The sequence below is a fragment of the Kocuria himachalensis genome, from assembly GCF_054784195.1.
On record NZ_BAAGPL010000019.1, the window covers coordinates 351,170 to 365,659 of the forward strand.

The following is a 14,490-nucleotide window of genomic DNA, read 5'->3' on the forward strand; positions in this document are numbered from 1 at the left end:
TCAGCACGTGGTCTGCGGATTCTCGGGCGCGGTGGTCAGTCGACCACGCCGTAGAGCCGGTCCCCGGCGTCCCCGAGACCCGGGACGATATAGGCGTTCTCGTCGAGCCGTTCGTCCCTCGCGGCCAGGACGATGTTGACCTCGGAGTCCCCCAGCTCCTCCTCGAGGGCGGCGAGCCCCTCGGGGGCGGCCAGGAGGCACACGCACGTGATCTGCTCCGCCCCGCGGCGGTAGAGGAACTTGATCGCCTCCCGCAGGGTCCCGCCCGTGGCCAGCATCGGGTCGAGGACGAAGACCTGGCGGCCGGTGAGGTCGTCGGGCAGCCGCTCGGCGTAGGTGATGATGTCGAGGGTGTCCTCGTTGCGGGCCATGCCCAGGAAGCCCACCTCGGCCGTGGGGATCAGCCGGGTCATGCCCTCGAGCATGCCCAGGCCGGCCCGGAGGATCGGCACGACCAGCGGCCGGGGCTTCGACAGCCCCACGCCCGTGGTGCGCGTGACCGGCGTGTCGATCTCCACCGGTTCCACGCGGACGCCCCGGGTGGCCTCGTAGGCGAGCAGCGTCACGAGCTCCTCGACGAGCAGGCGGAACACCGGGGACGTGGTGTTCTTGTCCCGGAGCACGGTCAGTTTGTGTGCCACCAGTGGGTGGTCGAGAACGGTCACTCGCATGGACCAAAATTACCACCGGGGCGCCCCGCCCCCTCGCCGGGCCCCGCTCGGCCCGGCGATCCGCCCGAGAGGAGACCTGCATGGCGCTGCCCCCGCGCACCCGCTCCGAGGCCCGGGCGGAGGAGTGGATGCGACTGGCCCTGGTCGAGGCGCGGGCGGCCCTCGCGACGCAGGACGTGCCGATCGGCGCCGTCGTCGTCGGCCCGGACGGCACGGTGGTCGGGCGCGGCCGCAACCGCCGGGAGGCGGACGGCGACCCCACCGCCCACGCCGAGATCCTGGCCCTGCGCGACGCCGCCCGCGCCCTGGGCTCGTGGCGGCTGGACGGCTGCACGCTGGTGGTGACCCTCGAGCCCTGCGCGATGTGCGCGGGCGGGATCGTCCTGGCCCGCGTGCCCCGCGTGGTGCTGGGCGCGTGGGACGACAAGGCCGGCGCGGCAGGCTCCGTCCTCGACGTGCTCCGGGAGCGGCGGCTCAACCACTGGGTGGAGGTGACCGGCGGCGTGCTGCAGCAGGAGTGCTCCCGGCTGCTCCTCGACTTCTTCGCGGCGCACCGGCGAGGCGGGGACGACGACGCCGGGCCGCCCGCCGCCGGTCCGGCCGGCCCGGCGGGTTTTGGCGGTTGAGCACGCCAGCCGGTACAGTACTGCGAGCTGGTGACGTGTCCGAGCGGCCGAAGGTGCATCACTCGAAATGATGTTTGGTGTAAGAGCCAACGAGGGTTCAAATCCCTCCGTCACCGCCAGTCGGGAAGGCCCCGGGTCCTGAGGGACCCGGGGTCTTCCGCATGCCCGCCCACCCGTCCCGCCGGTCCCGGGATCGCCGGGCTCCCGCGGGAGAGCGTGGCCGGTGGGGCGGCCGGCGGCGAGGGGCGCGTGCCGCCGTTGGGTACCGTGGTGGCGATCACCACGCCCGCCGTGCGGCGGGCCCGTTCGGAGGAGGCGCAGCATGACGACGTCGGCGCAGGCGGTCGGACACCTGGGAGCGGCCGGGGAGGAGTACCCGGACGCGTACTTCGTGCGGCTGGACGGCACGCGGTTCCGCTCGACGCTGCACTCCCAGGGCGCGTGGAGCGAGGCCGAGCAGCACATGGGCGCCGCCTCGGGGCTGCTCGCCCACGCCGTGGAGGTCGAGCACCCCCGCCCGGACCTCCTGCCCGTGCGCTTCTCCTACGACATCCTCGGCTTCATCCCCGGCGGCGAGGTCGAGGTGACCACGCGCGTGGTCCGCCCGGGCCGCACCATCGAGCTGGTCCAGGCCACGATGAGCCACGGCGGCCGCTCCTGCATCCGGCTGAGCGTGTGGCGGCTGCTCCGGGGCGAGACCGCGGGCTCCGCCGGCACGCACCGGGAGGCCCTGCCGCCGGTGACGGACACCCTGCCCACCACGATGACCGGGCGGTGGCCGGGCGGGTACATCGCGTCCCTCGAGGGCCGCACCGTGCGCGAGCACCGGCCCGGCCGGGCCGCCATGTGGCTGCGCGCGCCGCACGCCGTCGTCGCCGGGGAGGAGGCCTCCACCACGGCGCGGTTCCTGGCGGCGGTGGACGCCGCCAACGGCATCGCCGTGCGGGTGGGCCCCGACGAGCTGGCCTTCCCCAACGTGGACCTCGGCGTGCACCTGGTCCGGGAGCCGGTCTCCCCGTGGGTGGGCCTCGACACGCACGTCACCTTCGGCGACACCGGTGTGGGCCTCACCGAGTCCGCGCTGCACGACGAGGCCGGCTACCTGGGCCAGGTGGCCCAGTCCCTGACGATCCGGCCGCTCCCGGCCTCCGGCTGAGCCGCACCGGACGATCCGCGCCGCCCGGGCTGCGCCGGGCGCCCCGGCCCGTCGGGGGCGCCCGGCGCGCGACCGTACAATGGGGCGGGATTTCCGACGTCGAGACCAGGGGCGACCGTGCCCCGAGGAGGCCATCGAAGTGAGCAGCATCAACATCACCGTGATCGACCGCGAGGGCAACCGCACCGAGGGTGTCGAGTGGAAGGACTACGAGAGCCTCATGGAGGCCCTCACCCGGCACAAGTACCCGATCCTCGCGACCTGCGGCGGCAACGCGTCCTGCTCCACCTGCCACTCCTACCTCGACCAGGGCTCCTTCTCGAAGGCCAACGAGATCAACGACGAGGAGGAGGACCTCCTCGACATGCTCGACGACACCCGGCACGACACCTCCCGGCTCAGCTGCCAGGTCGAGTGGTCGGAGGAGCTCGACGGCGCCGAGGTCACCATCGCCCCCGAGTGGTGAGCCCCCCGTCCCCGCGGGGACGATCCCGTCAGATCTGACCAGACCCCGGACGGACCGGCCGTGCCGGCGCGCAGGAAGTGGACCATGACCGACATCCGTGACGACCTCACCACCCGCGCCGCCTACGTCTCGGACGCGTCGATCTACCGGCGGCTGCCCGAGGCGGTGGCCGAGCCCCGCAGCGTCGAGGAGGTCCGCGAGCTGCTGGCGCTGGCGAAGGAACGGGGCTGGTCGGTGGTCTCCCGCGGCGGGGGCACCTCCGTGGCGGGCAACGCGATCGGCGAGGGGCTGGTCATCGACACGTCCCGGCACTTCAACCGGATCCTGGCGATCGACCCCGAGGCGATGACCGCCACCATCGAGCCCGGCGTGATCTGCGACCAGCTGCGCTCCGCGGCCTCCGAGTTCGGCCTGACCTACGGCCCCGACCCCTCGACGCACTCCCGGGCCACGATCGGCGGGATGGTCGCCAACAACGCGTGCGGCTCCCACTCCGTGGCGTGGGGCACCTCCGCGGACAACCTGGTCTCGCTGAAGGTCATGCTCGCCGACGGCCGGGTGGTGGAGCTGCACGAGGGCGGCACCTCCGAGCCGGGGATCGACCGGGCCCTGACCGGGATCCGGGACCGGCACCTGGCGATGCTGCGCACCGAGCTGGGCCAGTTCCCGCGCCAGGTCTCCGGGTACGGGCTGCACTACCTGCTCGGCGAGAAGGGCTTCGACGCCGCCAAGGCCTTCGCCGGCACCGAGGGCACCTGCGGGATCATCACCGAGCTCACGGTCCGTCTGGTGGCCAAGCCCGCCCACACGGCCCTGGCCGTGCTGGGCTTCGAGGACGCCTTCGAGGCCGCCACCGCCGCCCCGAAGCTGCGCGTGCCCGGGGTGTACACGATCGAGGGCATGGGCTCGGACCTCGTCGAGGCCCTGCAGATGCGCCCGGGCCGCGAGAACTCCGGCTCCGAACTGCCCCGCGGCGGCGGCTGGCTCTACTGCGAGGTGGGCGCCGACACCCTCGAGGAGGCCGAGGCGCGGGCCCGGGAGCTGCCGGGCCTGGTGCCCGAGAACGTCGTCGACTCGATCATCGTGGCCGAGGCACCGCTGGCGAAGGCCCTGTGGGGGATCCGCGAGGCCGGGGCGGGCATCGTCACCCGCCTGCCCGAGGGCGGGGAGGCCTGGCCCGGGTGGGAGGACTCCGCGGTCCCGCCGGCGCGGCTGGGCGAGTACCTGCGCGACCTCTACGACCTGCTGCACGAGCTGGGCCTCACCGGCATCCCCTTCGGGCACTTCGGGGAGGGCTGCGTGCACATCCGCATCTCCTTCGACTTCAGCACCGGGGACGGGATGGCGACCTACCGCACGTTCATCGAGCGTGCCGCGCGGCTCGTGCACCGCTACGGCGGCTCGGTCTCCGGCGAGCACGGCGACGGGCGGGCCCGCTCCGAGCTGCTGGCCACGATCTACTCCCCCGAGGCGCTGGCCTCCTTCGCGGAGTTCAAGGCCGTCTTCGACCCGGACGGGGTCTTCAACCCCGGCGTGCTCGTGGACCCGGAGCCCATCGACCAGGGCGTCCGCCCCGGTCCCGGCGCGCGCACCTTCGACCTCACCCCGGTGCACGCGTTCTCCCGGGACGGCGGCTCGTTCTCCAGCGCCGTCAACCGGTGCGTGGGCGTGGGCTCCTGCCGCTCCGACGTGGGCGCGATGTGCCCGTCCTTCCAGGCGACCCACGACGAGGTGCACTCGACCCGCGGCCGCGCCCGGTCCCTGGCCGAGATGCTGCGCGGGGAGTCCATCACGGACGGCTGGAAGTCGAAGGAGACCCTCGAGGCCCTCGACCTGTGCCTGTCCTGCAAGGCCTGCGCCACCGAGTGCCCGGTCAACGTGGACATGGCGACCTACAAGGCCGAGTTCCTGCACCACCACTACCGGCACGGCCTGAGCTCCTTCCTGGGCCGGGACCGGCGGCCGATGGCGCACTTCACGATGGGCTGGATGCCGCTGCTGATGCGCATCGTCGAGAAGGTGCCCCTCTCCTTCCGGCTGATCAACCTCCTCGAGTCCAACCGGGCCGTGGAGGAGCTGACCAAGCGCCTGGGCGGGATCGAGCCGAAGCGGCGGATGATCTCCTTCGCCGAGCAGCCGCTCACCCGCTGGTTCCGCGGCCGTTCCACCGCGCGGCCCGCGGGCGGGCCCACCGACGACCGCCCGTCCGTGGTGCTGTGGCCGGACACGTTCACGAACTTCTCCGCCGACGCCCCCGGCAAGGCCGCCGTGGAGGTGCTCGAGGCCATGGGCTACCGGGTGCTGTTGCCCATGGGCAACGTGTGCTGCGGGCTGACGTGGCACTCGACCGGGCAGCTGGACATGACGCAGAAGGTGCTGCGCGACACCCTCGACGTGATGGAGCCGCTGCTGGCGGCCGGGTACCCGATCATCGGGCTCGAGCCCTCGTGCACGGTCATGCTCCAGGAGGAGATCACCGAGCTGCTCCCCGACGACCCCCGGGCCCGGCGGGTCACCGAGCTGACGACGACGCTCGGCGCGTTCGCGGCCCGCCACCTGGCCGAGGGCGGCGCGTGGCCGTTCCGGGAGCTGGCCACCGAGGCGGGTCCCGCCGGTGCCGTGTGCCAGGTCCACTGCCACCAGCAGTCCATGGGCGGCTACGGCCCGGAGCTGGAGGTGCTGGCGAAGCTGGGCGTGGACACCGCCGTGGTCGGCGGCGGATGCTGCGGGCTCGCGGGCAACTGGGGCTTCGAGCCCGGCCACTACGAGGTCTCGCAGACCCTCGGCGAGCGGGCGCTGTTCCCCGCGATCCGCAACGCCGCGGACGGGACGATCGTGCTCGCCGACGGCTTCTCGTGCCGCACCCAGATCGCCCAGGGCACCGGCGCCGACGGCGTCCACCTCGCCGAGGTGATGCGCGCGGCGCTGCCCCCGGCGGAGCCCGGCGAGCGGTAGCGCGCGCCGGGAGCGGGACCGGCCGGGACGCGCACGCCTCCGGCCGTGGTGTCGGTGGCCCTGCCTAAAATGAAGAGCCTGGGAGGGATCGCTTCCCGGGCCGTGGCACGCCACGACGTCCGCTCGAGGAGGATATCCCCCGTGTCTTCGCTCTCCCCCGCTTCCCGCCCCGCCCTGGGCGCCCTCGCCCTCGCCGCCGCCCTGCTCCTCACCGCCTGCGCGGGCGAGGCAACGGATCAGGCCGGCACGTCCGGCGCCCCCGCCGAGAGCGGGGTCGCCACCGCGGCGGCGCCGCCGGAGACCGCCCCGGCCACCGAGGCGCGTGACGCCACGGAGCCGGCCGGGGACGGGGCCGAGGAGCAGGACGACGGGCAGTCCGGCGGGCAGGGCACCGCCGAACCGGTGGAGCCCCGTGCGGCCGACGACCCGGCGGAGGAGTCCGCCGCGGACGCCACGACGGAGAACGGGACGGCCGAGGACCGGACGGACGGCGGCGGCGCCGACGCCCCCGCGGAGGGCGACGGCACGGCTGCCGGCGGCACCACCGCGGGCACGCGCACCGGGGGCGGCTCGCGCCTGTGCACCACGTCCCAGCTGGAGGTCGCAGCCGCCCCCGTGGGCGGCGCCGCCGGCTCGGTCCACGTGGACGTCGTCCTCACCAACGCGGGCGAGGACCCGTGCACGCTGGCCGGCTACGCCGGGGTGTCCTTCGTCGACGCCACCGGCGCGATGATCGGTTCCCCGGCCCTGCGGGACGCCACCGTCCCCGGCACCGGCCAGGTCGTGGCACCCGGGGAGTCCGTCACCGCCGGCCTGCGCGTGAGCCAGGCCGGCAACCACCCGACCTGCGACGCCCGGACCGCCACCGGGCTGCGCGTCTACCCGCCCGAGAACACGGAGTCCGTCGTGATCCCCTTCCCCGTGGAGGCCTGCGGAGACCCGCGGATCCACCAGCTCGAGATCCAGGGCTTTGGCGCCTGAACCAGCCCTGAGCCTGTTCACCGAGCACACCCGGGCCTGGTTCTCGGGTGCGTTCGCCGCGCCCACCGCCGCCCAGGAGGGCGCGTGGCGAGCGATCGCCGCGCGCCGCCACGCCCTGATCGTGGCGCCCACCGGCTCCGGCAAGACCCTCGCCGCGTTCCTGTGGGCGCTGGACCGGTTCGTGGCCGAGGCCGCGCCCGGCGGCGGTGCCGCCGGCACCAACACCGGCAGCACTGCCGGCAGCACTGCCGGCCCTGCGGGCGGCACACCGGCCGGCGGGGGGACCCTGCGGGCCAAGGCCCGCTCGGCGAGCACGGCGGGCGGGCGGCGCGGGACCCGGGTCCTCTACATCTCCCCGCTCAAGGCCCTGGGCGTGGACGTGGAGCGCAACCTGCGGGCCCCCCTGATCGGCATCTCGCAGACGGCGCGGCACGCCGGGATCGAGCCGCCGGAGATCAGCGTGGGCGTCCGCTCCGGGGACACGCCCCAGGCGATCCGCCGGGCCCTGCTCACGAACCCCCCGGACATCCTCATCACGACCCCCGAGTCGCTGTACCTGATGCTGACCTCCAAGGCGCGGGAGACCCTCACGGACGTGCAGACGGTCATCGTGGACGAGGTGCACGCCGTGGCCGGCACCAAGCGGGGGGCGCACCTGGCGCTCACGCTCGAACGCCTGGACGCCCTGCTGGAGCAGCCGGTGCAGCGCATCGGGCTGTCCGCGACCGTCGAGCCGATCGAGACGGTCGCCCGGTTCCTGGGCGGCCGGGAGCCGGTCACCGTCGTCGCGCCGCGGACGGACAAGACGTGGGACCTCACGGTCTCGGTGCCCATCCCGGACATGACCGTGCTCGGCGGGCCGAGCGCCTCGCCGTCCCTGGCCGGCTCCGCCTTCGGGGACGACGACCTCGACGCCCTCGCCCCCACGACCACGGCGTCGATCTGGCCGCACGTCGAGGAGCGGGTCGTGGACCTGGTGCTCGAGAACCGGTCGACCATCGTGTTCGCCAACTCCCGCGGCCTCGCCGAGAAACTCACGGCGCGGCTCAACGAGATCTACGCCTTCCGGGTGGAGCACTCGGTCCCGGACGGCGGCGCCCCGCGCCACGGCACCGACCCGGACAGCACCGACCCGGACAGCACCGGCCCGGACAGCTTCGACCCGGACAGCTTCGACCGGGTCGGCACCGGTCCGCACGACGAGGGAGCGCCCAGATACCGAGCGGGTGCCGCGCCCCAGCAGGTCGGGGACGTGCTGCGCTCCGCTCTGACCGGGCGAGACCCGTTCGGCGCCGCCGCCGCCGAGCCCGCGGACCTGCGCCGGCAGACCGGCCGCTACGAGGGCGCGGCGCCGGTGCTGGCCCGCGCCCACCACGGCTCGGTCTCGAAGGACCAGCGGGCGGTGATCGAGGACGACCTCAAGACCGGCCGGCTGCGCTGTGTCGTGGCCACGTCCTCCCTGGAGCTGGGCATCGACATGGGCGCGGTGGACCTGGTGGTCCAGATCGAGGCCCCGCCCTCGGCGGCCTCGGGCCTCCAGCGCGTAGGCCGCGCCGGCCACCAGGTGGGCGAGGTCTCGCGCGGCTGGTTCTACCCGAAGCACCGCGGGGACCTGCTGGACGCCGCGGTCACGGTGGAGCGGATGCTGCAGGGCCGGATCGAGCCGCTCGCGGTCCCGCTCAACCCCCTGGACGTCCTGGCCCAGCAGACCGTCGCGGCGACCGCGCTGGGGCCGATCGACGTCGAGGAGTGGTTCGACACCGTCCGCCGGTCCTGCCCGTTCCTGACCCTGCCGCGCTCCGCCTATGACGCCACTTTGGACCTGCTCGCGGGCCGCTACCCGTCCGACGAGTTCGCCGAGCTGCGCCCCCGGATCGTGTGGGACCGGGAGACCGGCACCATCGAGGGCCGGCCCGGGGCGCAGCGCCTGGCCGTGACCTCCGGCGGCACGATCCCGGACCGCGGCCTGTTCGCGGTCTACCTCGTGGGCGAGCAGGACGGGAAGAACTCCAAGCGGGTGGGCGAGCTCGACGAGGAGATGGTCTACGAGTCCCGCGTGGGGGACGTGATCGCCCTGGGCGCCTCGAGCTGGCGGATCGAGGAGATCACCCACGACCGCGTCATCGTCTCCCCCGCCCCGGGCGTGCCGGGCAAGCTGCCGTTCTGGCACGGCGACGGTCCCGGCCGGCCCGTGGAGCTGGGGCGCGCGGTGGGCCGGTTCAACCGCGAGATCGCCGGGGCCTCCGAGGAGGATGCCCGTGCCCGGCTGAGCTCGGCCGGTCTCGACGAGTGGGCGTCCGACAACCTGCTGGCCTACGTGGGCGAGCAGAAGGAGGCGGTGGGGCAGGTCCCGTCGGACCGGCTGTTCGTCGTCGAGCGCTTCCACGACGAGCTCGGGGACTGGCGCGTGGTGCTGCACTCGCCGTTCGGGATGCCCGTGCACGCCCCGTGGGCGCTGGCCGTGGGGGCCCGGCTGCACGAGCGGTACGGGCTGGACGGCTCCGCGCAGGCCGCCGACGACGGCATCGTGCTGCGCGTGCCGGCCATGGAGGACGAGCCCCCGGGGGCGGAGCTGTTCCTCTTCGACGCCGACGAGCTCGACCAGATCGTCACCGAGGAGGTGGGCGGCTCCGCGCTGTTCGCGTCCCGGTTCCGGGAGTGCGCCGCACGGGCCCTGCTGCTGCCCCGGCGCGACCCCGGCCGGCGCTCCCCGCTGTGGCAGCAGCGCCAGCGCTCGGCGCAGCTGCTGGACGTCGCCCGGAAGTACCCGCAGTTCCCGATCATCCTGGAGACGATCCGCGAGTGCCTCCAGGACGTCTACGACCTGCCCGCGCTCAAGGAGCTGCACCGGGCGGTCGAGCGGCGCGCGATCCGGGTGGTCGAGACCACCACGGAGCAGCCCTCGCCCTTCGCCCGCACCCTGCTCTTCGGCTACGTGGCCCAGTTCCTCTACGAGGGCGACTCGCCGCTGGCCGAGCGCAAGGCGGCCGTCCTCTCCCTCGACGCCGCCCTGCTCAACGAGCTCCTGGGCCGCGCCGAGCTGCGGGAGCTGCTGGACCCCGAGGTCATCGAGCGCACGGAGGCGGAGCTGCAGCGTCTGGCTCCGGACCGGCGGCTGCGCGGGATCGAGGGCGCGGCCGACCTGCTGCGCCTGCTCGGCCCGCTCACCACCGCCGAGGCCGTCCGGCGGCTCCAGGACCCCGGGGACCCGGAGGCCGCGTGCCCCGAGGACGTCGCCGCCGGGTGGCTCGACCAGCTCGTGTCCGCCAACCGCGCCCTGCGGGTGCACCTGCGCGGCGTCGAGCACTGGGCCGCGATCGAGGACGCGTCCCGGCTGCGGGACGCGCTGGGGGTGCCCCTGCCCATGGGGGTGCCGCTGGCCTTCGTGGAGCCGGTCGAGGACCCGCTGGCCGACCTCGTCTCCCGCTACGCCCGCACCCACGGGCCCTTCACCGTGGACGAGGCCGCGGCGCGTCTCGGGCTGGGCACGGCCGTGGTGCGCACCACGCTGGAGCGGCTGGCCGCGGACCGGCGCGTGGTGGAGGGCGAGTTCCGGCCGGTGCGCCCCGACGGCGGCGGGGCCGGCCCGGCGGCCTCCGAGTGGTGCGAGGCGGAGGTGCTGCGCCGGATCCGCCGCCGCTCGCTGGCCGCCCTGCGCCGGGACGTGGAGCCCGTCTCCGGGCAGGTCTACGCCCGGTTCCTGCCGGCCTGGCAGCACGTCGGCCGCGGCCACCAGCTGCGCGGCGAGGACGGGGTGCTGACGGTGGTGGACCAGCTCGCGGGCGTCGCCGTCCCCGCCTCGGCCTGGGAGCCGCTCGTGCTCGCGGCCCGGGTGGCCGACTACCGGCCCGAGCTGCTGGACGAGCTGACCGCCACCGGGGAGATCCTCTGGTCCGGCGCGGGGTCCCTGGCGGGCGACGACGGGTGGGTGTCGCTGCACCTGAGCGAGGCCGCGCAGCTCACCCTGCCGCCGGCCGAGACCCTCGCGGTCGCGGCGGCGGCCCTGGACTCCACGCTGGAGCGGCGGGTCCTCGACGTCCTGGCCCCCGGCGGCGCGTGGTTCTTCCCGCAGCTGCTGGGCCTGCTCGACGCCGCCGGGGACCCCGTTCCCGCCCCGGAGCTGACCACGGCGCTGTGGAACCTCGTCTGGTCCGGGCTGGTCACCAACGACACCTTCCTGCCCGTGCGCTCCCTGCTCTCCGGTGGGCAGGCCGCCCACCGACACAAGTCCCGGGCCCCGCGCGGGCGCTCCACGTCCCGCCGCGGTGCCGCCCGGCTGCGGCCCGGGGCGTCCTCCCGTCCGGGGATCGGCGGGGGGCTGCGTGCCCCGGCCGGGGCCGCCACCCTGGAGCGCCACGACTCCCCGCTCGTGGCCGGGCGCTGGTCGATGCTGCGCCCCGAGCCGCTCGACCCCACGCTGCGGGCGTCGGCCACCGCGGAGCTGCTCATGGACCGCTACGGGGTGGTGACCAAGGGCCCGGTGGCGGTCGAGGAGCTCCCCGGCGGCTTCGCCACCGTGTACAAGGTGCTCTCCACGCTCGAGGACACGGGCCGGGCCCGCCGCGGCTACTTCATCGAGGGCCTGGGCGCCGCCCAGTTCGCGCAGGCCGCCACGGTGGACCACCTCCGCACGTTCAGCACCGACGACCAGGTCCGCGCCGAGGAGCCCGTGGCGCTGGCGCTCGCCGCCACCGATCCCGCCAACCCCTACGGGGCGGCGCTCGAGTGGCCGGAGCCCGTGTCCGTCCCCGCCCCGGACGGCGGGGACGTGCCCGCGGGGCGGCACCGGCCCGGGCGGAAGGCGGGCGCCGTCGTCGTCCTCGTGGACGGCGCCCTGGTCCTGTACGTCGAGCGCGGCGGCCGGACCGTCCTCGCGTTCACGGAGGACACGGCCGCCCTCGCCGCCACCGGGCCCGCCGTGGCCGAGACCGTCCGCCGGGGCGCGGTGGACAAGCTGACCGTCGAGAAGGTCAACGGCGCCGGGGTCCTGGGGCACGGCCCCGTCGAGACCGCGGTGCGGGAGTCCCTGCTGGCCGGCGGGTTCTACTCGACGCCGCGCGGACTGAGGATGCGCCGATGAGCGCGGACCCGGATCCCGGGGGCGGCCGTGCCCGAGGGTGACACCGTCTACCGCCAGGCCGCCCTGCTGCGCCGCGCCCTGGTCGGGAAGGTCCTGACCCGCAGCGACCTCCGGTTCCCGTCGATCGCCACCGCGGACCTGTCGGGGCGCACCGTGACCGAGGTGGTGCCGCGGGGCAAGCACCTCCTGGTCCGCGTGGACGGCGGCCCGGAGGCCCTGCCTCCGCTCACCCTGCACTCCCACCTGCTCATGGAGGGCATGTGGCACGTCTACCCGCGCGGCGCCCGGTGGCGGCGCCCCGCCCACCAGGCGCGGGCGGTGCTCGAGAACGCGGCGGCGCAGGCCGTCGGCTTCGACCTCGGCATGCTGGACCTCGTGGCCACGGCCGACGAGGACGAGCTCGTGGGCCACCTCGGCCCGGATCTGCTGGGCCCCGACTGGGACCGGGCCGAGGCCCTGGCCCGGCTCGCCCGCCACCCCCGCCGTCCCGTGGGGGCCGCCCTGATGGACCAGCGCAACCTCGCCGGGATCGGCAACGTCTACCGCAACGAGGTGCTGTTCCTGCAGCGGCTGCACCCCTTCACGCCGGTGGCCGACGTCCCGGACCTCGGCGCGGTCGTGGACCTCTCCCACCGGCTGCTGCACGTCAACCGGGACCGCTCGCAGCGCTCCACGGTGGGCGGTCCGGCCCGCCGCGGCGAGCAGTTCTGGGTCTACGGCCGCGGCCGTCAGCCGTGCCGCCGGTGCGGGTCCCCGATCCGGGAGGCGCGGATCGACGACGCCGAGCTCGTGCCCGGCGAACCGTATCCCGGGCCGCCGCGGGACCGGGCGGTGTGGTTCTGCGGGCGCTGCCAGCCCCTCTCCTCCTGAGTCCGGCCGTTGCGGCTTATCATGAGATCGCCGCCCCGGCGGCCCGACATCATGAGGAGGCACCATCAACACGACCCTGCTCGGCGCAGAGTACTTCGCGGCACCCGAGGACGGCGCGGACGGCGAGGTGTTCCGCTCGGCGTCCCGCGCCTCCGCTGCGGCCCTGGACCAGCGCGAGGACGTCGTCCGCTACAAGGACCGCTTCGCCCTGCGGATCACGGACCAGACCCCGCACGACGTCATGGTCCAGAACCTGCTGTTCCTGCGCGGGGTCCTGGACTCCGCGGGCGTCGACTACCTGTTGGTGCGGGGCAACGACGAGCGCCCCGTCATCGCCGTGGACCTCAAGGACCGGTCCCGCCTGCGGCAGGCCCTGGTGGACGCGGCCGTGGGCGAGCCGTACTACGTCAAGCCGATGGACACCAAGAAGAAGACCGTGCAGCTGCTGGCCGACGGCGAGCTGTCCTCCCGCCGCAACGCCCGGGTGCTGCGGCTGTTCCGGCCCCACTACTCCGCCGAGGCCAAGCTCTACTACGGCGCCGGCACCGGGGTGCAGGTGGAGCTGTGGGAGTTCGGCGAGGACGAGATCCGGCTGCCCATCGAGAACTCGCTGACCCGGCGCACCGTCCCGGTGGCCGAGGCCGTGCGCGGCACCGTGGTGCGCTTCGGCCTCACCTGGCCCACGATCGAGAACATGTTCGCCGACCACGCCATCGACATCGACTTCGAGATCGACATGATCTTCTCGTGGGTGGACGGATCCGACGAGGAGTACCGCAAGGTCCGGGCCTCGTACATGGCCGACGCCGTCGTGGGCGAGGGCGACGCGCACGAGGCCCGCTTCCGGCAGGTCGACGAGCTCAAGTACGCCCTGCGCTCGGTGCACATGTTCGCGCCGTGGGTGCGCAACATCTACATCGCCACCGACTCCCGGCCGCCGGCGTGGCTGGCCGAGCACCCGCGGGTGCGGATCGTGCGCAACGAGGAGTTCTTCGCGGACACCTCGGCGCTGCCGATCTACAACTCCCAGGCGGTGGAGGCGCAGCTGCACCACATCGAGGGGCTCTCGGAGCACTACCTGTACTCCAACGACGACATGTTCTTCGGCCGCCCGATCGGCCCGGCGCTGTTCTTCTCGCCGGGCGGGATCACGAAGTTCGTGGAGAACGAGACCCGGATCGGCCTCGGCGAGAACTCCGCCGAGCGCTCCGGCTTCGAGAACGCCGCCCGCGTGAACCGCCGGCTCCTGTGGGAGCGCTTCGGCCGGATCACCACCCGCCACCTGCAGCACTGCGCCGCGCCCCTGCGCCGCAGCGTGGTGGCCGAGATGGAGCAGGAGTTCCCGGCGGAGTTCGCCCGCACGGCGTCCAGCCGCTTCCGCGCGGCGGACAACATCTCGGTCACGAACTCGCTCTACCACTACTACGCGCTGCTGACCGGCCGGGCCGTGACCCAGGAGACGGCCCGCACGGAGTACGTGGACACCACCACCCGCTCCGGGCTGCAGCAGATGGAGAAGCTGCTCGGCCGGCGCAATCTGGACATGTTCTGCCTCAACGACGGCAGCTTCCCGGAGGTGCCCGGTCCCGAGCGCGCGGAGCGGATGACGCAGTTCCTGGAGCGCTACTACCCCATCAGGGCCCCCTGGGAGAAGTGACCGCGGGAACGACGGGGCCCGGGGCCGG

Annotated in this window: 9 protein-coding genes and 1 tRNA gene; 9 read left to right on the forward strand and 1 reads right to left on the reverse strand. The window is 74.4% G+C overall.

Annotated features, from left to right (window positions below):
• Positions 1-35: 35 nt before the first annotated feature.
• Entirely contained in the window at positions 36-671 is a 636-nt protein-coding gene (gene upp / locus ACYVM4_RS14020; RefSeq protein ID WP_031283230.1) for a uracil phosphoribosyltransferase, read from the reverse strand.
• 80 nt (positions 672-751) lie between these two features.
• On the opposite strand from upp, the gene tadA reads away from it, so the two are divergent.
• The 9 genes from tadA (at position 752) to ACYVM4_RS14065 (ending at position 14,462) form a co-directional block, all read left to right on the forward strand.
• Positions 752-1,297, forward strand: coding sequence for a tRNA adenosine(34) deaminase TadA (gene tadA, locus ACYVM4_RS14025; protein WP_460668925.1), 546 nt, complete (start codon positions 752-754; stop codon positions 1,295-1,297).
• A 29-nt stretch (positions 1,298-1,326) separates the two neighbouring features.
• Positions 1,327-1,416, forward strand: a tRNA-Ser gene (locus ACYVM4_RS14030).
• 203 nt (positions 1,417-1,619) lie between these two features.
• The gene (locus tag ACYVM4_RS14035) at positions 1,620-2,453 is read left to right on the forward strand and encodes a thioesterase family protein (protein WP_368821052.1); all 834 of its coding nucleotides are present in this window, start codon (positions 1,620-1,622) and stop codon (positions 2,451-2,453) included.
• A 139-nt stretch (positions 2,454-2,592) separates the two neighbouring features.
• The gene (locus ACYVM4_RS14040) at positions 2,593-2,919 is read left to right on the forward strand and encodes a 2Fe-2S iron-sulfur cluster-binding protein (RefSeq protein ID WP_058873908.1); all 327 of its coding nucleotides are present in this window, start codon (positions 2,593-2,595) and stop codon (positions 2,917-2,919) included.
• A gap of 84 nt (positions 2,920-3,003) precedes the next feature.
• Positions 3,004-5,874, forward strand: coding sequence for an FAD-binding and (Fe-S)-binding domain-containing protein (locus tag ACYVM4_RS14045; protein ID WP_460668926.1), 2,871 nt, complete (start codon positions 3,004-3,006; stop codon positions 5,872-5,874).
• Positions 5,875-6,015: 141 nt separating this feature from the next.
• On the forward strand, positions 6,016-6,855 hold the full coding sequence (locus ACYVM4_RS14050; protein ID WP_460668927.1) for a DUF4232 domain-containing protein: 840 nt from the start codon (positions 6,016-6,018) through the stop codon (positions 6,853-6,855).
• On the forward strand, positions 6,845-11,935 hold the full coding sequence (locus tag ACYVM4_RS14055; protein WP_460668928.1) for an Lhr family ATP-dependent helicase: 5,091 nt from the start codon (positions 6,845-6,847) through the stop codon (positions 11,933-11,935). The genes ACYVM4_RS14050 and ACYVM4_RS14055 overlap by 11 nt, the downstream gene beginning before the upstream one ends.
• A 27-nt stretch (positions 11,936-11,962) precedes the next feature.
• Positions 11,963-12,805, forward strand: coding sequence for a DNA-formamidopyrimidine glycosylase family protein (locus tag ACYVM4_RS14060; protein ID WP_460668929.1), 843 nt, complete (start codon positions 11,963-11,965; stop codon positions 12,803-12,805).
• 127 nt (positions 12,806-12,932) lie between these two features.
• Positions 12,933-14,462: a stealth conserved region 3 domain-containing protein gene (locus ACYVM4_RS14065; RefSeq protein WP_460668930.1), complete on the forward strand. Its 1,530-nt coding sequence runs from the start codon at positions 12,933-12,935 to the stop codon at positions 14,460-14,462.
• Positions 14,463-14,490 lie beyond the last annotated feature (28 nt).

Coding starts and splice junctions, on each gene's coding strand:
- upp (WP_031283230.1), bottom strand. CDS start 671: ATGCGAGTGACCGTTCTCGACCACCCACTGGTGGCACACAAACTGACC.
- tadA (WP_460668925.1), top strand. CDS start 752: ATGGCGCTGCCCCCGCGCACCCGCTCCGAGGCCCGGGCGGAGGAGTGG.
- ACYVM4_RS14035 (WP_368821052.1), top strand. CDS start 1,620: ATGACGACGTCGGCGCAGGCGGTCGGACACCTGGGAGCGGCCGGGGAG.
- ACYVM4_RS14045 (WP_460668926.1), top strand. CDS start 3,004: ATGACCGACATCCGTGACGACCTCACCACCCGCGCCGCCTACGTCTCG.